Origin of the sequence: Citrobacter freundii complex sp. 2024EL-00216, assembly GCF_043945515.1 — a bacterium.
GTDB lineage: Bacteria > Pseudomonadota > Gammaproteobacteria > Enterobacterales > Enterobacteriaceae > Citrobacter > Citrobacter portucalensis.
The window spans coordinates 152707-172928 of sequence record NZ_JBIMRA010000010.1 but is presented as its reverse complement, the minus strand read 5'-3'; the positions used below and the strand labels follow the sequence as shown (position 1 = coordinate 172928).

Here is a 20222-nt window from a genome sequence, read left to right as displayed (position 1 = left end):
TAAGTGTAGCGCCATCAGGCATGGCATCACGCAGCAGCAACCACTTCATAGGAATGGGTAATATTCACTGCCTTTTCCAGCATCAACGCCACGGAGCAGTATTTTTCCGCTGAAAGATCGACGGCGCGGGAGACAGACGCATCTTTGAGATCGTTACCCGTTACGATGAAATGCAGGTTGATGTGGGTAAACAGGCGCGGCGCTTCATCACGACGCTCTGAAGTCAGCTTCACTTCGCAGTTGGTCACATCCTGACGACCCTTTTGCAGGATCGATACCACATCAATTGCGCTACAACCGCCAGCAGCCATTAATACCATTTCCATCGGGCTCGGCGCTTTATCACCGGAGTTACCGTCCATCAAAATTTGGTGGCCAGAGGCGGACTCACCGAGGAAGGTTAACCCCTCAACCCACTTTACACGCGCTTGCATATTTCGTAACTCCAATGTTTCAATTTTCCTGACAGATTACGCGCACATAACAATTCTCGCAACGGAAGGCGACCTGCGTCATGCTGAAGCGAGACACCAGGAGACACACGGCGAAAGCTATGCTAAAACAGACGGGATGCTACAGTAATACATTGACGTACTGCATGTATGCAGAGGACATCACATTACAGGCTGCAGTATATTTTTGACAGCCCCTTTCCCAGGTAGCGGGAAGCATATTTTTGCAAACCCAGAGGCAGCGTCGTTTTCTGGCTCTGGAGACAGCTTATAACAGAGGATAACCGCGCATGGTGCTTGGCAAACCGCAAACAGACCCGACTCTCGAATGGTTCTTGTCTCATTGCCATATTCATAAGTACCCATCGAAGAGCACGCTGATTCACCAGGGTGAAAAAGCGGAAACGTTGTATTACATCGTTAAAGGCTCCGTGGCAGTGCTGATCAAAGATGAAGAAGGGAAAGAAATGATCCTTTCTTATCTGAATCAGGGCGATTTTATTGGTGAATTAGGCCTCTTCGAAGAAGGTCAGGAACGTAGCGCCTGGGTACGTGCCAAAACCGCATGTGAAGTCGCTGAAATTTCCTACAAAAAATTTCGCCAATTAATCCAGGTCAACCCGGATATTCTGATGCGCCTGTCTTCTCAGATGGCTCGTCGTCTGCAGGTCACGTCTGAAAAAGTGGGCAACCTTGCCTTCCTCGACGTAACCGGTCGTATCGCGCAGACTCTGCTGAATCTGGCGAAACAGCCTGATGCGATGACCCACCCGGACGGCATGCAGATTAAAATCACCCGTCAGGAAATCGGCCAGATCGTTGGCTGCTCCCGTGAGACCGTCGGTCGTATTCTGAAGATGCTGGAAGATCAGAACCTGATCTCCGCACACGGTAAGACCATCGTCGTCTACGGCACGCGTTAACCCCATCGAAGTGGCGCGTTACCCAGTAATGCGCCACTTTTGTTTACTCCGATGTGGCGAAGACTGATATACCACCCAGAGATCAACTACGCACTACGACAAACGCTGGTGCTATGTTTACCTGTGGCTGTTGGTCTGATCATCGGTCAGCTTCATTTGGGGCTTCTCTTTTCCCTCGTCCCTGCCTGCTGCAACATTGCCGGTCTTGATACCCCGCACAAGCGCTTTTTCAAACGCTTAGTCATTGGTGCATCGCTGTTTGCCGGGTGCAGTTTGATCATGCAGCTACTGCTTGCGCAAACTATACCGCTACCATTGATCCTCACCGGCCTGACGCTGATTCTTGGCGTAACCGCCGAGCTAAGCCCTTTGCATGCGCGATTACTGCCAGCCTCGCTTATCGCAGCGATTTTCACGCTCAGCCTGGCCGGGAATATGCCCGTCTGGGAGCCACTGCTGATCTACGCGCTGGGCACGTTATGGTACGGCCTGTTCAACTGGTTCTGGTTCTGGATGTGGCGCGAGCAACCGCTCCGCGAATCGCTCAGCTTGCTGTACCGTGAATTAGCCGATTACTGTGAAGCCAAGTACAGCATGCTGACCCAGCATGCCGACCCAGAAAAAGCGCTGCCTCCCCTGCTGGTTCGCCAACAAAAGGCGGTGGATCTGATTACTCAGTGCTATCAGCAAATGCATATGCTTTCGGCACATCACAACAACGAATACAAACGCCTGCTGCGTGCCTTTCAGGAGGCGCTGGATTTACAGGAGCATATTTCCGTTAGCCTCCACCAGCCAGAAGAAGTGCAAAAACTGGTTGAGCGTAGCCACGCGGAGCAGGTAATTCGCTGGAACGCGCGAACCGTCGCCGAACGCCTTCGGGTACTGGCCGATGATATTTTGTATCACCGCTTGCCGACCCGTTTCTCGATGGAAAAGCAGATTGGCACGCTGGAGAAAATCGCCAGGCAGCATCCGGACAATCCGGTGGGGCAATTTTGCTATTGGCACTTCAGCCGTATTGCCCGCGTGCTACGGACCCAGCGCCCACTGTATGCCCGTGACTTAATGGCTGACAAGCAGCGTCGGTTGCCGCTGATCCCTGCCCTGAAAAACTACCTGTCGTTGAAATCCCCAGCGCTGCGCAATGCCGGACGCATCAGCGTTATGTTGAGTATCGCCAGCCTGATGGGCAGCGCTTTACACCTGCCAAAGCCTTACTGGATTTTGATGACAGTCCTGTTTGTTACGCAAAATGGCTACGGGGCGACCCGGGTGCGCATCTTACACCGTTCCGTAGGTACGCTCGTTGGACTGGTTATTGCCGGCGTCACGTTGCACTTTCATATTCCCGAAGGTTTCACGCTGGCGGCCATGCTGCTGATCACCCTGGTGAGCTATCTGATCATCCGTAAAAACTACGGCTGGGCTACCGTCGGTTTTACGGTAACGGCGGTATACACCCTGCAACTGCTGACGCTAAACGGGGAAGAGTTTATCGTGCCGCGGTTTGTCGATACGGTCATTGGCTGCTTAATCGCCTTTGGCGGCACGCTCTGGCTGTGGCCACAGTGGCAGAGCGGTCTGCTGCGTAAGAACGCCCACGATGCGTTAGAAGCCGACCAGGAGGCCATTCGTCTGATCCTCAGCAACGATCCACAGGCCACGCCGCTGGCGTATCAACGCATGCGCGTCAACCAGACACAAAACACGCTGTTCAACTCGCTGAACCAGGCAATGCAGGAGCCGGGATTTAACTCGCACTACCTTGCAGACATGAAACTGTGGGTCACGCACAGCCAGTTCATCGTTGAACACATCAACGCGATGACCACGCTGGCAAGGGAACATACGATGCTGACGCCGGATTTGGCGCAGCGGTATCTGGAGTCCTGTGAAATTGCACTCCAGCGCTGTCAGCAGCGGCTGGAATATGATGGGCCGGGAAGCTCGGGAGATGTGAATATTCTCGAAGCGCCAGAGATGCTGTCCCATGGTCCGTTAAGCACCCTTGAGCAGCATCTGCAGCGGGTTCTTGGGCATCTGAACACCATGCATACCATTTCGTCGGTAGCATGGCGTCAGCGACCGCACCACGGGATCTGGCTGAGCCGCCGACTACGGGACATGAAGGGTTAAGAGATTTGCCGGATGCGCTACGCTTATCCGGCCTACGAGTCACACCTTACCCTGTAGGCCGGATAAGGCGCTCGCGCCGCCATCCGGCAATCAGCCCACCACCTTCGCTACCGCCTGCGCGAAGCGCTGCATCCCTTCATCGATATCCGCCTGCTCTACTACCAGCGACGGCGCGAAACGCATTACGTCCGGCCCGGCGTTCAGCACCATCACCCCTTCGTGCGCGGCGGCATAGAGGAAATCGCGCGCCCGGCCTTTAAACTGCGGCTTCAGCTCAGCGCCAATCAGCAGCCCCATCCCGCGAATATCGCTGAAAATATCGAACTGTTGGTCAATCTTGTGCAAATGCTGGACAAACGCCTGACGCCGGGCCTGAATGCCTCCCAGCACGTCCGGCGTGTTGATGATATCAAACGCTGCCCCCGCTACCGCGCAGGCCAGCGGGTTACCGCCGTAGGTGGAGCCGTGCGAACCCACGTGGAACGCGGAGGCAATCTCCTGAGTGGTCAACACCGCACTTACCGGGAAGCCTCCACCGAGCGCCTTCGCGCTGGTGAGGATATCCGGCGTCACGCCGTAGTGCATATAGGCAAACAAATCGCCGGTACGCCCCATCCCGCTCTGCACTTCATCAAATACCAACAGCGCCTGGTGCTGGTCACAAAGTTCACGCAAACCTTGCAGGAATTCCGGCGTTGCCGCAGTGACGCCGCCCTCTCCCTGAATAGGCTCAACCACCACCGCGCAGGTGTGATCGTCCATCACCGCTTTGACCGCATGCAGATCGTTAAACGGGACATGGATGATATCCGCCGGTTTTGGCCCAAAGCCGTCGGAGTATTTCGGCTGCCCACCAACGGATACGGTAAACAGCGAACGGCCGTGAAACGCATTATGGAAGGCAATGATTTTGGTTTTGAACGGGCTATGACGCACGCAGGCATAGTGGCGCGCCAGCTTAAAGGCGGTTTCGTTGGCTTCAGTACCGGAGTTCATGAACAGCACGCGCTCGGCAAAGGTCGCATCAATGATTTTACGGCCTAAGCGCAACGCCGGTTCGTTGGTAAAAACGTTGCTGGTATGCCACAGGGTTTCACCCTGGGTTTTTAACGCCTCAACCAATGCCGGATGGCAATGCCCTAACGCGGTCACTGCAATGCCGCCCGCGAAATCAACATACTCTTTGCCCTGTTGATCCCACACTCGACTCCCTTTTCCTTTTACCGGGATAAACTCAGCCGGTGCATAAATCGGCAGAATCACTTCATCGAATGTCGCGCGCGTAATTGCAGTTTGTTCAGTTGCCATGTCATTACCACCCTGTTAAGCAGAAACGCCAGTGAAATTATAATCACAAAATATGAATAAAAAATCACTGAATAGCAACTACAAATCAGCGATTGAGAAAATTAGCCAGCAGCTGATGCCCCTGTTCGCTGAGAATACTCTCCGGGTGAAACTGTACCCCTTCCATATCCCACTCGCGGTGACGAATGCCCATAATCTCCTGCGTTTCACTCCAGGCCGTCACCTCAAAGCACTCGGGAAGCGTCTCAGGGGCAACCACCAGAGAGTGGTAGCGCGTCACCGTTAATGGGTTTGCGAGTCCCTGAAAAACACCCTGCCCGGTATGGGTAATCGGCGAGGTTTTACCGTGCATCACTTTAGCCGCCCGAACTACGCTCGCGCCAAAGGCCTGCGCCATCGCCTGGTGGCCAAGACAAACACCCAACAAGGGAAGCTTACCGGCGAAATGACGAATAACATCCAGTGAGATACCGGCGTCATCCGGCGTGCATGGCCCAGGGGAAATCACGATTTTTTGCGGGTTCAGCGCGTCGATTTGCGCCAGCGTCAGCTCGTCGTTGCGCCGGACAAGGACATCAGCGCCCAGTTCGCAGAAGTATTGGTACAGGTTCCAGGTAAAAGAATCATAGTTATCAATAAGCAGGATCATGGCGGCTCCGGTACATAAGAACCGCGCTATTCTACTCAGTTTCCGGGGCTTCGCTTACCACTTTACGAAATATCGCCCGCAGTGCAGACAGGTCACCCATCGCCCCGCTCTGATTAGCCTGATTCCACTCCTCAACCGGAATGCCATCCCAGCTCAGCATATACCCGGCATGAATCGCTAACTGTTCGAAGAAAATACGCTGCGCCAGGCCACTGCCAATGCGAAACGGATGCAGCACATTGATTTCGCAATAATAGTGCGCAAGACGATCGACAAACTTGTCTTCCGGTAATCCCACCAGCCAGGACTCATCTTCCAGGTCCTGCATCAGCGCATTGCCCTCTTTCTCGATATAGGCGAAGTGGCAAAAGCGAGTATCGCCCTGGTAAATATCGACTTCACGCAGGTGTCCCGCCCAGTCAAAAATATCCCGATAAAGCTGGCGATGAATGGCGCACAGGTGCGGTAAGCCCCGTTTAAGCGGCCCCAATCCGATAGTCGCCGCACGCAGCGCTGTCAGTTCATAAGCCGCCTGCGCTAAACGCTGCGCCTGATGAATCCCCAGACGGTTACGCATGACATTCAGGCCCGGATATAAATACGGGTCGCGACCATCACCGAATTTATCGCTCATAGTGCCTCCTCAGCTCTTCAAGACGCGCCTGGGCGTCTTCAGCACTCAGAGTAACCCGTGGAATATCTACGCCTTCCAGCCGTCGGCTGGCCTGGAAATTGGCGTTTCGCCGTTGTTCCCACAGCCTGGACTTTTGTTTATCGGTGAGTTTTTTCACGTGACCTCCCTGAATGAGCCGACACTTGCCACAAGTATAAGCAGCAATTTCGGGTTACGCAGAGAGAGGGGTGAACGCGGGCAAGAACTACCCGCGCAAGATACGATTACGGCAGGACTTTAGCAGAAAGGATAACAATCGGTTTTGACGGGACATTCTGGTATGGACCGACATCATGGGTCTGTACCTGAGAGATTTTATCCGCGACATCCATACCTTTCACAACTTTACCAAAAACAGCGTAGCCAAAGTCGCGCTGGCCGTGATCGAGGAAAGCGTTATCTGCAATGTTGATAAAGAACTGGCTGGTCGCGCTGTCTTTATCCGCTGTACGCGCCATAGCAATCGTGCCGCGAGTGTTACGCAGTCCGTTATCGGCTTCATTCTTGATTGGCGGGTTAGGTTTCTTCTGCTGCATCTGCTCGGTAAAACCGCCGCCCTGCACCATAAAGCCTGGGATCACACGGTGGAACGTGGTGTTGTTATAGAAACCACTGTTGACATAATCGACAAAGTTTTGCACTGAAACCGGGGCTTTCTGACTGTTCAGCTCCAGCTCAATGTTACCAGCAGAGGTTGTCAGCAGAACATGTGGATCACCTTTTGCTGCCAGTGCTGCGGGGGAGAGAGCAGAAAGAGCGAGAACAGCTGCAACAGCCGCCAGAGTCGATTTGAGCATGAGAATTCCTTAACAAGAGCAGAAATGAAGCAAGTGAATTGATTCTAAAGAGCCTTCAAGGACAAGGCCATCCCTTTACTTAATTTTACGTACCTGAAACAAATGTAACCTCATGGCTGCAAGTATCAATGTGATCAAGATCACATAGAAAAATGTAACGCACCAAGTTATTACCGATAAATATTTAAATGCGTCACTAAAGCGCCTAAAATCTGCCCGCTCACGGCGCAGTCAATGCGCCTTACACTTCTATACAGGCCAGTCATGACTAACAGCAATCGCATCAAGCTCACATGGATTAGCTTTCTCTCCTACGCCCTGACAGGTGCGTTGGTAATTGTCACCGGGATGGTGATGGGAAACATCGCAGATTACTTCCATTTGCCCGTTTCCAGCATGAGTAACACCTTCACCTTCCTGAATGCCGGCATTCTGATCTCTATCTTTCTGAATGCATGGTTAATGGAAATCGTGCCACTGAAAACCCAGTTGCGCTTCGGCTTTATCCTGATGGTACTGGCCGTTGCCGGACTGATGTTCAGCCATAGCCTAGCCTTGTTCTCCGCCGCCATGTTTGTATTGGGCCTGGTAAGCGGTATCACCATGTCGATTGGTACGTTCCTGGTAACTCAAATGTACGAAGGTCGCCAGCGCGGTTCCCGCCTGCTGTTTACTGACTCCTTCTTCAGCATGGCCGGCATGATTTTCCCGATGGTTGCCGCGTTCCTGTTAGCACGCAGCATCGAATGGTATTGGGTCTATGCCTGCATCGGCCTCGTATACGTCGCCATTTTCCTGCTGACCTTCGGTTGTGAATTCCCGGCACTGGGTAAACACGCTCAGCAGTCAGACGCGCCGGTAGTAAAAGAAAAATGGGGGATTGGCGTGCTGTTTCTGGCGATCGCCGCGCTGTGCTACATCCTCGGTCAGTTGGGTTTTATCTCCTGGGTCCCGGAGTACGCCAAAAGTCTGGGCATGAGCCTGAACGATGCGGGTAAACTGGTCAGCGACTTCTGGATGTCTTACATGGTTGGCATGTGGGCATTTAGCTTTATTCTGCGTTTCTTCGATTTGCAGCGTATCCTGACCGTACTAGCGGGTCTGGCTACCGTCCTGATGTATCTGTTTATCACCGGTACGCCAGAGCATATGCCGTGGTTTATTATGACGCTGGGCTTCTTTTCCAGTGCGATTTATACCACCATCATTACCCTTGGCTCCCAGCAGACAAAGGTCGCCTCACCCAAACTGGTTAACTTCGTTCTGACCTGCGGCACCATCGGCACTATGCTCACTTTCGTCGTCACCGGCCCTATCGTGGCACACAGCGGCCCGCAGGCGGCATTGCAAACAGCTAACGGCTTGTATGCGGTTGTATTCGTGATGTGCTTTATTCTTGGGTTTGTCACGCGCCATCGCCAGCATAACGCCCCAGCAACGCATTAATCTCACTGCCGGATGGTACCCACATCATCCGGCACATTCTAGCCCTCCTCTTCTTTCACTGGTCATGTAGGCCAATTCTTACAAAAACCCCTTAATTTGTACGCTATTTATACAAACACGAAAACCCAAATAATTCCGTCACTTATAAAAATGCTGACAAATCAGTTATATACCTCTTAAGGAGTATATAAGGGCGAATTTGATTTGCATCAATAAGCGCGGTTGCTGAATCGTTAAGGTAGGCAGTAATAGAAAAGAAATCGAGGCAAAAATGAGCAAAGTCAGACTCGCTATTATCGGTAATGGTATGGTCGGCCATCGCTTTATTGAGGATCTTCTTGATAAATCCGACGCTGCCAATTTTGATATTACCGTCTTCTGTGAAGAACCCCGCAAAGCGTACGACCGCGTACACCTGTCTTCCTACTTCTCCCACCACACCGCCGAAGAGCTTTCTCTGGTGCGTGAAGGATTCTACGAGAAGCACGGCGTTAAGGTGTTAGTGGGCGAGCGCGCAATTACCATTAACCGCCAGGAGAAAGTAATTCACTCCAGCGCAGGTCGTACGGTTTACTACGATAAGCTGATCATGGCGACGGGCTCTTACCCGTGGATCCCACCGATTAAAGGTTCGGAAACCCAGGACTGCTTCGTTTACCGCACCATCGAAGACCTCAACGCCATTGAGTCTTGCGCGCGCCGCAGCAAACGCGGTGCCGTGGTCGGCGGTGGCCTGCTGGGCCTGGAAGCCGCCGGTGCGCTGAAAAGCCTCGGCGTTGAAACCCACGTGATTGAATTCGCCCCAATGCTGATGGCTGAACAGCTGGATCATATGGGTGGCGAGCAGTTACGTCGCAAAATTGAAAGCATGGGCGTGCGTGTGCACACCAGCAAAAACACCAAAGAAATCGTTCAGGAAGGCACCGAAGCGCGCAAAACCATGCGTTTTGCCGACGGTAGCGAACTGGAAGTCGATTTCATCGTCTTCTCTACCGGTATTCGTCCACGCGACAAACTGGCCACCCAGTGCGGTCTGGACGTCGCACCACGCGGCGGGATCGTCATTAACGACACTTGCCAGACATCTGACCCGGACATCTATGCCATCGGCGAATGCGCCAGCTGGAACAACCGCGTGTATGGTCTGGTCGCTCCAGGCTATAAAATGGCGCAGGTTGCCGTTGACCATATTCTCGAAACTGAAAACGCCTTTGAAGGCGCGGACCTGAGCGCCAAGCTGAAGCTGCTCGGCGTTGACGTCGGCGGTATTGGCGACGCGCATGCGCGCACGCCGGGCGCACGTAGCTACGTCTATCTCGACGAAAGTAAAGAAGTCTACAAACGCCTGATCGTTAGCGAAGATAACAAAACCCTGCTCGGCGCGGTTCTGGTGGGCGACACCAGCGATTACGGCAATCTGCTGCAACTGGTGCTGAACGCCATCGAACTGCCGGAAAACCCGGATTCACTGATTCTGCCAGCACACGCAGGCAGCGGTAAGCCGTCTATCGGTGTCGATAAACTGCCGGACAGCGCGCAGATTTGCTCCTGTTTTGACGTCACCAAAGGCATGCTGGTTGCCGCTATCAACAAGGGCTGCCATACCGTTGCGGCGCTGAAAGCGGAAACCAAAGCCGGTACCGGCTGCGGCGGGTGTATCCCGCTGGTAACGCAGGTCCTGAACGCCGAACTGGCGAAACAGGGTATCGAAGTTAACAACAACCTGTGTGAACACTTCCCGTACTCACGTCAGGAACTGTTCCATCTCATCCGCGTAGAAGGCATCAAAACCTTCGAAGAGCTGCTGGCAAAACACGGGAAAGGTTACGGCTGCGAAGTGTGTAAACCTACCGTAGGTTCCCTGCTGGCTTCCTGCTGGAATGAGTACATCCTCAAACCGCAGCACACGCCGTTGCAGGACACCAACGACAACTTCCTGGCGAACATCCAGAAAGACGGTACTTATTCCGTGATCCCGCGCTCTGCGGGTGGCGAAATTACCCCTGAAGGCCTGGTAGCTGTGGGCCGTATCGCGCGTGAATTTAACCTGTACACCAAAATTACCGGTTCTCAGCGTATCGGCCTGTTCGGCGCGCAGAAAGATGACCTGCCGGAAATCTGGCGTCAGCTGATTGAAGCCGGTTTTGAAACCGGTCACGCGTATGCCAAAGCGCTGCGTATGGCAAAAACCTGCGTAGGCAGCACCTGGTGCCGTTACGGCGTCGGCGATAGCGTGGGCTTCGGCGTGGAGCTGGAAAATCGCTACAAAGGCATTCGTACCCCGCACAAAATGAAATTCGGCGTCTCCGGCTGTACCCGTGAATGTGCGGAAGCTCAGGGTAAAGACGTGGGTATCATCGCCACTGAGAAAGGCTGGAACCTGTACGTTTGCGGTAACGGCGGGATGAAACCTCGTCATGCAGACCTGCTGGCAGCGGATATCGATCGCGAAACGCTGCTCAAGTACCTTGACCGTTTCATGATGTTCTACATCCGTACTGCCGACAAACTGACCCGTACCGCACCGTGGTTAGACAATCTGGAAGGCGGTATCGAGTATCTGAAGTCCGTCATCATCGACGACAAGTTGGGCCTGAACCAACATCTTGAAGAAGAGATGGCCCGTCTGCGTGAAGCTGTGGTGTGTGAGTGGACAGAAACCGTTAACACCCCATCCGCGCAGGTTCGCTTCAAACACTTTATCAACAGCGAAAAACGCGATCCGAATGTCCAGGTTGTGCCTGAACGTGAACAACATCGTCCGGCCACGCCTTATGAGCGAATCCCGGTGACTCTGGTGGAGGAAAACGCATGAGCCAGTGGAAAAACATCTGCAAAATCGATGACATTCTGCCTGCAACAGGCGTCTGCGCCCTGTTAGGTAACGAGCAGGTTGCGATTTTCCGCCCGTATCACAGCGACCAGGTGTTTGCGATCAGCAACATCGACCCGTTCTTTGAGTCCAGCGTGCTTTCTCGTGGGCTGATTGCTGAACATCAGGGCGAATTGTGGGTTGCCAGCCCGCTGAAAAAACAGCGTTTTCGCTTAAGCGACGGTCTGTGCATGGAAGACGAACAGTTCTCCGTGAAACATTACGAAGCGCGAGTGAAAGACGGCACGGTGCAACTGCGCGGTTAATTAATTTTGGGAGGCGCAACGCCTCCCCTTTTTTGACGTATTTGTAGGTCTTTTAATGGTAGGCCTGATAAGCGTAGCGCCATCAGGCAATTGCACAGGCACATTGCCGGATGGCGGCATAAATGCCTTGTCCGGCCTACGGTTACGATTTCTTTTTATTGTTTGTACTTCAAGGATAATCAACACATGTTCACAGACACTATTAATAAGTGTGCGGCTAACGCTGCGCGCATCGCACGCCTGTCGGCTAATAACTCGCTCGGATTCTGGATCAGTTCGGCAATGGCGGGAGCCTATGTGGGTCTCGGCATCATTCTTATTTTCACCCTCGGTAATCTGCTCGACCCGTCCGTTCGTCCTCTTGTGATGGGTGCAACCTTTGGTATCGCCTTAACGCTGGTCATTATTGCCGGTTCGGAACTGTTTACCGGTCACACCATGTTTCTGACGCTCGGCGTCAAAGCAGGCACCATCAGCCACGGTCAGATGTGGGCAATCCTGCCAAAAACCTGGCTGGGTAACCTGGTCGGTTCCGTGTTTGTCGCTCTGCTTTACAGCTGGGGTGGCGGTAGCCTGCTGCCGGTCGATACCAGCATCGTCCATTCGGTTGCTCTGGCGAAAACGACCGCGCCTGCGATGGTTTTGTTCTTTAAAGGCGCACTGTGTAACTGGTTGGTTTGTCTGGCAATCTGGATGGCAATCCGTACCGAAGGCGCGGCAAAATTCCTCGCTATCTGGTGGTGTCTGCTGGCGTTTATCGCTTCCGGCTACGAGCACTCCGTTGCCAACATGACGCTGTTTGCCCTCTCCTGGTTCGGCCACCACAGCGAAGCCTATACCCTGTCAGGAATTGGTCATAACCTGTTGTGGGTGACACTCGGTAATACTTTGTCCGGTGTCGTATTCATGGGATTGGGTTATTGGTATGCTACGCCAAAATCGGAGCGTCCGGCTCCGGCAAAAATCAATCAGCCAGAGGCTGCTGCCAATAATTAAGGGGTAATGTCGTGGATCATTTGCCTATATTTTGTCAACTACGTGACCGCGACTGCTTGATCGTCGGCGGTGGTGATGTCGCAGAACGCAAAGCGCGGTTACTGCTGGAAGCGGGCGCCCGTTTAACGGTTAATGCGCTGGCGTTTATTCCGCAGTTCAAAGTATGGGCAGATGAAAACATGCTGACGCTGGTTGAGGGGCCGTTCGATGAGTCCCTGCTCGACACCTGCTGGTTGGCTATTGCCGCCACCGATGACGATGCCGTCAACCAAAGCGTCAGCACCGCCGCAGAATCACGTCGTATCTTCTGCAACGTGGTCGATGCGCCAAAAGCAGCCAGTTTTATCATGCCCTCCATTATCGACCGCTCACCGCTGATGGTGGCGGTCTCCTCCGGCGGGACATCGCCAGTGCTTGCCCGTCTGCTGCGTGAAAGGCTTGAATCCGTACTGCCTCAGCATCTGGGCCAGGTCGCGCAGTATGCCGGCAAGTTGCGCTCCCGAGTGAAGCAACAGTTTGCCAGCATGGGTGAACGTCGCCGCTTCTGGGAAAAATTGTTCGTGAATGACCGCCTGGCGCAGTCGTTGGCGAACAATGACCTGAAAGCCGTCGAGGAAACCACTGAGCAAATGCTCAGCGAACCGCTGGATCACCGTGGTGAAGTGGTGCTGGTTGGCGCCGGTCCTGGCGATGCCGGCCTGCTGACGCTGAAAGGGCTACAGCAGATCCAGCAAGCGGATGTCGTGGTCTATGACCGTCTGGTTTCCGACGATATCATGAACCTTGTACGCCGCGATGCAGACCGAGTGTTCGTCGGTAAACGTGCGGGCTATCACTGCGTACCGCAGGAAGAGATCAACCAGATCCTGCTGCGTGAAGCACAACAGGGCAAGCGCGTGGTACGACTGAAAGGTGGCGACCCGTTCATCTTTGGCCGCGGTGGCGAAGAGCTGGAAACGCTGTGCCATGCCGGTATCCCATTCTCTGTAGTGCCGGGTATTACCGCAGCCTCCGGTTGTTCTGCCTATTCCGGCATTCCACTGACCCATCGTGATTACGCTCAGAGCGTGCGTCTGGTTACCGGACACCTGAAAACCGGCGGAGAGCTGGACTGGGAAAACCTGGCAGCAGAGAAACAAACGCTGGTGTTCTACATGGGGCTGAACCAGGCGGCCACGATCCAGGAAAAATTGATCGAATTTGGCATGCAGCCCGATATGCCCGTCGCCCTGGTAGAAAACGGTACCTCCGTGAAACAGCGTGTCGTCAATGGCGAGCTGACTCAGCTAGGAGAGTTGGCGCAACAGGTTGAAAGCCCAGCGTTAATTATTGTTGGTCGTGTGGTAGGTCTTCGCGATAAGCTGAACTGGTTCTCAAACCATTAATTGAATGCAAATAAATGTCCTGACTCTCAGGGCATTTATTTTCTCGTTTATTATTCATGATTTATTCTCAAACCTGAATTAAGAAAGACTAAACTCATTCACCAACAAAATGAATCTGCGCTCTAATTTATAAAAACGCGTAAAAAAAACTATTTATATCCGTATAACCTATAAATTTAATTCACATCCTAAATAATACATGACCATTGAGTAATTTGACGAAGTACGGTCATTCAGTGGCAAAATAATAAATTACCTCGAAATAAATTTATGCCTTCAATGGCATATTTTGTGCGTATTTATTTAAGGATGTCGATTATGCAAAGGAAAAAACTCATTGCTGTGGGTATTGCTCTTGCGTTGCAAACTTACTATCTCCCGGCGATAGCCGCAGATAGTAGCGACGATGACAATGATTGCCCTACTGATATATCCGTATTATCAAAAGCCGAACGTAACAAACTCTCCGCACGCTGCCTGGCAGATTATACAGAACAAGACAATCACTGGGGATGGGTCGCGGGTGGTGTCGCTGCGCTAACAGCTGGTGTAGCGATAGGTATCGATAACAATGGCGGCGGCCATTCCCACCATAATGATACTCCGGCAACCCCATCAGATAATGGCGATGTAACGCCCACGCCTCCTGACGACGATAGCGGCGATGTAACGCCCACACCTCCCGACGACGATGGCGGCGATGTAACACCTACACCACCTGATGATACCTCTGTTATTACCTTCAGTAACGGCGTCACCATCGATAAAGGCCTGAACACACTGACATTTGACGGCATCAAGCTGGATAGCGGCACGGACCACGGCGGCGCCGTATGGAATTACGTCGAACAGGACGATCGGTGGCAGATCGCGTTACAAGACGGTAAAACGCTGCTGGTTTCCGACTGGAAAGTGACCGACGAGAATGCCGCCGTCATTGAAGGTACGGTGCAAGGAAGCGGTCTGTACTGGAAATATGACAACCAGGGATACCTGATCGTTGCCGATGACCAGACAACCGTCGTCGCTGGCGATGACGCTTCAAATACTGCCGATCGCGGGGTTGATACCCGTGGTGAAGGTAAAACTGGCGTCATCATCTCCGGCGATCGGACAAACAACGCGTTAAGCGGTGATTCCTCCGTCAGCGATGGTGCGGTCGGCATCGTCATTACCGGTGACAACACCACCAATACGATTTCAGGACAAAGCACCGTCGACGGCGCAACCGGCGCACTGATTTCAGGTAACGGCACCACCACCCGCATTTCCGGTGGCATTGACGTCACAGGTGGCGGCACCGGCATGGTGATCGATGGCAACGAAACCACAGTGGCGAATACCGGCACCTCTAACATCAGCGGTCAAGGTTCAACCGGCTCCATCGTCAATGGCGACAACTCGCACGTTATCAACGATGGTGAACTCTATGTGGCCGACGGCGCTACCGGGGCAAAGATTACCGGTGATGATGTCCTCATCGACAACAAAGGCGATACCACCGCCAGCGGCGCAGGTTCTACCGGGCTATATATTGACGGCGACAACGCAACCATTAACAGCGAAGGGAAGCAGGATATTTCCGACGGCGCAACGGGCATCCTGATTAACGGCAACAGCGCCACCTTCGATAATATCGGCACCACCGATGTCAGCGGCGCAGACTCTATCGGTATCAGCATCGCCGGCGACAAAACCCGCATTACTAACGATGGTGAGCTAAACGTTACCGACGGCGCGAGCGGAGCCAAAATAACCGGTGACGGTGCGGTGATTGATAACACCGGCGACTCAACGGTCTCCGGCGCGGGGTCAACCGGGCTGTACATCGCGGGAAATAAGGCGCTGGTTATTGGCGAAGGAGATCAAACCATTGCGCAGGGCGCAACGGGTACCGTCATTGCGGGCGATAATTCCCGAATCGCGAATACGGGTGATATCACCGTGGATGGCGCGGGCTCTATCGCTGCAGTCATTGATGGAAATGATAATAGCCTGACTCAGGCAGGTGACATGCTGGTCACCAACGGCGCGACGGGTATCGTCACTGACGGGGCGGGTAACGAAATCAAAAACACCGGCAACGCGACCGTGCGCGATGCAAACTCCGTGGGCTTTGTGATCGATGGTGAAAGAAATGTCTTTCATAATAAAGGGAATATCGACATCAGCCTGAATGGTACTGGCGCAAAAATGAGTGGCGACTCGTCACAGGCGACGCTGGATGGTGATATCAATGTGACCGCTGTCGAGGACAGCAACGGCCTATACCGTGGCGCACAGGGCCTCGATATGGCGGGTGATAACAATACGCTGAATATTACCGGCAACGTCACAATCAGCGGTGACTATGACGCAGATAGCCAGATGGCCAGCAACAGCGATACCCTCCAGGGAATCACCGTCAGCGGCACGAACAATCAGGTGGATCTAACCGGCTCGCTTAACATCAATGTTAGCGATGTTAGCACGGTAAGTGGACAGTGGCTGGATACATACGGCCTCACGGTCAAAGGTGATGGCAATACCGTCAATCTGATGGGCGGTATTGATATCAACTACGCCGAAAGTGGCGATGGCGAAGCATCGTCTGTTAAAGGCATAAATATAGACGGTGCTAGCAGTGTCACATTAAGCGGTGAGTCCACATTGAATATCACCACCCTCCCCGGCGGCTCAGTGACACTGGCCAATGTACAAAACGGCGGCAGCTTAACGTTAGACCAAAACTCTGTAATTAAAATCACAGAAACAGTTTTGCCCAGCGACTATTACATCAACAACGCAATATTAACCGTAAAAGGTCAGGGTTCATCGATCGATAATCAGGGAGCTATCGTTGATGACGGCGCTGCCGCCCTATTATTCGCCCGCAGCGGCGCACAGGCAAAAAACAGTGGCGATATTAGCGCCTATGCCACAAGCGGTCATAGCAACCGTAATGCAATCACTGCGGCTACCGATCAAGGATCGATAGTTAGCAACGCAGCGGGAGGATCAATCACGCTGGTATCGTCATTAACCCCAGGTTGGGATAGCGGAATAGGAACTTTCCCGCTGATATGGTACCAAAATACGCTGTACGCCATGCTGGCGGAAAACTACGGCGAAGTGAGCAACGAGGCGGGCGCCACCATAAGTCTCCTGGGTGCGGGGGTCTATGGCGTATCCGCCAGTAAAGGGACGGCCCTCAATGCTGGAGATATTTACCTGGATGGCTTTGTCCCGACACTGAACGACGATAATACCGTCGCCAGCAAAAGCTACTGGTCACCATCACAACTCTATCTGACCAGCTCGGCAATGGTGGCAGGCTCAACCGACGGTGGTTATGGCGATGCAATCGCCACCAATACGGGTACCATTACCGTCAATAATGCGGGCTTCGGCATGATGGCACTTAACGGCGGCACAGCCATTAACCAGGGCACCATTAATCTCACCGCCGATGAGGGCGTCACCAAAACCGATGATAACCAACTGGTGGGCATGGCGGCACTGAATGGTGGCATCGTGATTAACGACACCACCGGCACCATCAATATTGATGCCAATTACGGCAAGCCTTTCCTGACTGACAGCAAAAGTACCGTGGTTAACTACGGTATGGTCTGTTATGACAGCAACTGCCAGGGCAGCGACGACTACAACCCAACCGACAGCAACGTTTCCCTTACTTTTGCTGATGGCGATGTCATTACCGCCGCAGGCGAAACGCTTACCGGCGAAACCATCATTACCAATCCGGTCGCAACGGAAACCGTACACATTAGCAACGCGGGCACCGTCAGCGGCGGCAAGGTCATCGTTAAAAATTACGGCGATTTAACCAATGCCGACACCGGCAGCATCAGCAGCGTCAGTATTGCAACAGGCGGCACCTATACCAACGAAGGTACAACAGCGGCAGTCTCCGTTGACGGCGGTGTCTTCAACAATACAGGCACCGTGACCGGGAAAACCGGCACCACCGTCGCAGGTTCCATTATCAACAACAGCGGGTCCATGAACACGGTTGAGCAATGGTCCAGCACCATGAACAATACCGGCATCGTGACGGACTGGACCGGCGCATCGGGTGGTGCGGTACTGAACAACAACGCTGGCGGCGAAGTCGATAAACTCAAATTTACCGCTGCCGCAACCGTCAATAACGCGGGTGTCATTAATAACGGCACCGTCGATAAAAACGGTACGCTCAATAATCTTGAAGGCGGCGTGATGACGCTGGCAGATAACGCCCTGTGGTCCGGTGCCTTCAATAACTGGGGGACAGTGAACAGCGATGCCGATATCGCCACCGGCGGGAGCGGGCACACGCTGTACAACGGCAGCACTGGCGTCATTAACGGGCAGGTCACTACCTCGAAAAATAATGGCGGCAGTAAAGCCATTAACGACGGCACCATCAACATTGATAAAACTAACAATGTGGCGATGTCCGCGCACGGCAGTGCGAAGATGGTCAATAACGGCACCATCAATGTGGGAACCGAAGGTACCACACAAACCGGTATGGTCGGGATGCAGCTGGAATCAGATGCCAAATCCGATGCGGTGATCGAGAATAACGGCACCATCAATATTTACGCCAGCAACTCCTACGCCTTCAGCCAGTTGGGCAGTAACGGCCATATCGTCAATAACGGCACAGTCTACATTGATGACAACGTGACCGGCTCCGGCTTTATCAAGCAGGATGGTAAAACCATTGAAGGCAGCGGCGAAAACGGCGACGGTACGGAAGTGCATTATGTTGACTTCACGGCCCCCACGGAACCTGCTATTACCGATGGTACGACAACCGTTACCACCAGCGACAGTGCAGATTCATCGGCCACCAACAACCTGTCGGGCTACGTGGTCGGCACCAGCGCTGATGGCAGCGCCGGTAAGTTGATGGTCAGCAATGCCAGCATGAACGGCGTGGAGATTAACACCGGTTTTACCGCAGGTACTGCCGACACCACCGTCAGCTTTGACAACGTGGTCGAGGGCAGCAACCTGTCCGACGCAGGTGCCATTCAGTCCACCTCCGTGGTGTGGAATGCACAGGGCAGCACCGATGCCAGCGGCAACGTTGACGTCACCATGACCAAAAACGCCTATGCCGATGTAGCAACCGATGGTTCCGTCAGTGATGTGGCGCAGGCGCTCGACGCCGGTTACACCAACAACGAGCTGTACACCAGCCTCAACGTTGGCTCCACCGCTGAACTGAACAACGCGCTTAAGCAGGTGAGCGGCAGTCAGGCTATCACCGCGTTCCGTGAAGCCCGCGTGCTAAGCAACCGCTTTACCATGCTGGCCGATGCCGCGCCGCAAATTAAAGATGGCCTGGCGTTCAACGTCGTAGCGAAAGGCGACCCGCGCGCTGAGTTGGGCAACGATACCCAGTACGACATGCTGGCATTACGTCAGTCGTTGGATCTCACCGCCAGCCAGAATCTGACGCTGGAGTACGGTATCGCGCGCCTGGACGGTGACGGTTCGAAGACCGCGGGCGACAACGGCCTGACCGGCGGCTACAGCCAGTTCTTTGGTCTGAAGCACAGCATGGCGTTTAATGAAGGTCTGGCGTGGAAGAACAGCCTGCGTTATGACGTACACAACCTCGACAGCAGCCGTTCTGTCTCTTATGGCAACACCAACAAGGTGGCGGATTCCAACGCACGTCAGCAGTATCTTGAGTTCCGCAGCGAAGGGGCGAAAACCTTCACCATGCTCAACGATACATTGAAAGTCACGCCGTACGCCGGGGTGAAATTCCGTCATACGCTGGAAGGCGGCTACAAAGAGCGTAGCGCGGGGGACTTTAACCTGTCGATGAACGCTGGCAGCGAAACCGCCGTAGATTCCATTGTCGGAATGAAGTTCGACTATACCGGTGAAAATGGCTGGAGCGCCAGCGCCACACTGGAAGGCGGTCCGAACCTGAGCTACAGCAAAAGCCAGCGTACTGCGTCACTGCAAGGTGCCGCAGGCCAGTCCTTTGGCGTAGACGACGACCAAAAAGGCGGAGGCATCAACGGTCTGGCGACGGTCGGTGTGAAATACAGCGCCAAAGACGCCAGTCTGAATCTGGACGCTTACCAGTGGAAAGAGGACAACATCAACGATAAAGGCTTTATGTTGAATTTCAGAAAAACATTTCGTTAATTAATTAAACCCAGCAGCCTGGTATTATTTATTAATACCAGGCTTTTTTATTTAAATTAAATTCACTAATCGTATGCTTTATATATAAAACGACATGTCCTTTTCTGGACTACTTAAAGTTTATGTTAGTTGATATCTTATCCGGCGAAAAATGGAC

14 protein-coding genes are annotated in these 20222 nt (G+C 53.3%); 8 read left to right on the top strand and 6 right to left on the bottom strand.

The window, feature by feature from the left end; all coding sequences use genetic code 11:
• Positions 1-26: 26 nt before the first annotated feature.
• The gene (locus ACHHZ7_RS15145) at positions 27-434 is read right to left on the bottom strand and encodes an OsmC family protein (protein ID WP_003827750.1); all 408 of its coding nucleotides are present in this window, start codon (positions 432-434) and stop codon (positions 27-29) included.
• A gap of 308 nt (positions 435-742) precedes the next feature.
• Here ACHHZ7_RS15145 and crp point away from each other — a divergent pair, with 308 nt between their 5' ends.
• Positions 743-1375, top strand: a complete 633-nt coding sequence (crp, locus tag ACHHZ7_RS15140; protein WP_000242758.1) for a cAMP-activated global transcriptional regulator CRP — start codon at positions 743-745, stop codon at positions 1373-1375.
• Between the two features lie 51 nt (positions 1376-1426).
• Positions 1427-3514, top strand: a complete 2088-nt coding sequence (locus ACHHZ7_RS15135) for a YccS/YhfK family putative transporter (RefSeq protein ID WP_008786302.1) — start codon at positions 1427-1429, stop codon at positions 3512-3514.
• A gap of 90 nt (positions 3515-3604) precedes the next feature.
• Here the strand turns inward: ACHHZ7_RS15135 and ACHHZ7_RS15130 are convergent, their stop codons facing one another.
• The 5 genes from ACHHZ7_RS15130 to ppiA form a co-directional block, all read right to left on the bottom strand.
• Positions 3605-4822: an aspartate aminotransferase family protein gene (locus ACHHZ7_RS15130; protein ID WP_008786303.1), complete on the bottom strand. Its 1218-nt coding sequence runs from the start codon at positions 4820-4822 to the stop codon at positions 3605-3607.
• 85 nt (positions 4823-4907) lie between these two features.
• On the bottom strand, positions 4908-5471 hold the full coding sequence (gene pabA / locus ACHHZ7_RS15125; protein WP_048236932.1) for an aminodeoxychorismate synthase component 2: 564 nt from the start codon (positions 5469-5471) through the stop codon (positions 4908-4910).
• A gap of 31 nt (positions 5472-5502) precedes the next feature.
• On the bottom strand, positions 5503-6105 hold the full coding sequence (locus tag ACHHZ7_RS15120) for a putative adenosine monophosphate-protein transferase Fic (RefSeq protein WP_060682866.1): 603 nt from the start codon (positions 6103-6105) through the stop codon (positions 5503-5505).
• Positions 6095-6262: a YhfG family protein gene (locus ACHHZ7_RS15115; protein ID WP_065772013.1), complete on the bottom strand. Its 168-nt coding sequence runs from the start codon at positions 6260-6262 to the stop codon at positions 6095-6097. The genes ACHHZ7_RS15120 and ACHHZ7_RS15115 overlap by 11 nt, the downstream gene beginning before the upstream one ends.
• 106 nt (positions 6263-6368) lie before the next feature.
• Complete coding sequence (gene ppiA / locus ACHHZ7_RS15110) at positions 6369-6941, bottom strand: peptidylprolyl isomerase A (RefSeq protein ID WP_003023595.1); 573 nt, start codon at positions 6939-6941, stop codon at positions 6369-6371.
• A gap of 264 nt (positions 6942-7205) precedes the next feature.
• Between ppiA and tsgA the strand changes: the two genes are divergently transcribed.
• The 6 genes from tsgA (at position 7206) to ACHHZ7_RS15080 (ending at position 20065) form a co-directional block, all read left to right on the top strand.
• Positions 7206-8387: an MFS transporter TsgA gene (gene tsgA, locus ACHHZ7_RS15105; RefSeq protein ID WP_032945197.1), complete on the top strand. Its 1182-nt coding sequence runs from the start codon at positions 7206-7208 to the stop codon at positions 8385-8387.
• A 271-nt stretch (positions 8388-8658) separates the two neighbouring features.
• On the top strand, positions 8659-11202 hold the full coding sequence (gene nirB, locus ACHHZ7_RS15100) for an NADPH-nitrite reductase large subunit (RefSeq protein WP_008786307.1): 2544 nt from the start codon (positions 8659-8661) through the stop codon (positions 11200-11202).
• Positions 11199-11525, top strand: a complete 327-nt coding sequence (gene nirD / locus ACHHZ7_RS15095) for a nitrite reductase small subunit NirD (protein WP_003023590.1) — start codon at positions 11199-11201, stop codon at positions 11523-11525. The genes nirB and nirD overlap by 4 nt, the downstream gene beginning before the upstream one ends.
• A 186-nt stretch (positions 11526-11711) precedes the next feature.
• Positions 11712-12521: a nitrite transporter NirC gene (nirC, locus tag ACHHZ7_RS15090; protein WP_060682867.1), complete on the top strand. Its 810-nt coding sequence runs from the start codon at positions 11712-11714 to the stop codon at positions 12519-12521.
• An 11-nt stretch (positions 12522-12532) separates the two neighbouring features.
• Positions 12533-13906, top strand: a complete 1374-nt coding sequence (gene cysG / locus ACHHZ7_RS15085) for a siroheme synthase CysG (RefSeq protein WP_008786309.1) — start codon at positions 12533-12535, stop codon at positions 13904-13906.
• A gap of 318 nt (positions 13907-14224) precedes the next feature.
• The gene (locus ACHHZ7_RS15080) at positions 14225-20065 is read left to right on the top strand and encodes a cell surface protein (protein ID WP_060682868.1); all 5841 of its coding nucleotides are present in this window, start codon (positions 14225-14227) and stop codon (positions 20063-20065) included.
• Positions 20066-20222 lie beyond the last annotated feature (157 nt).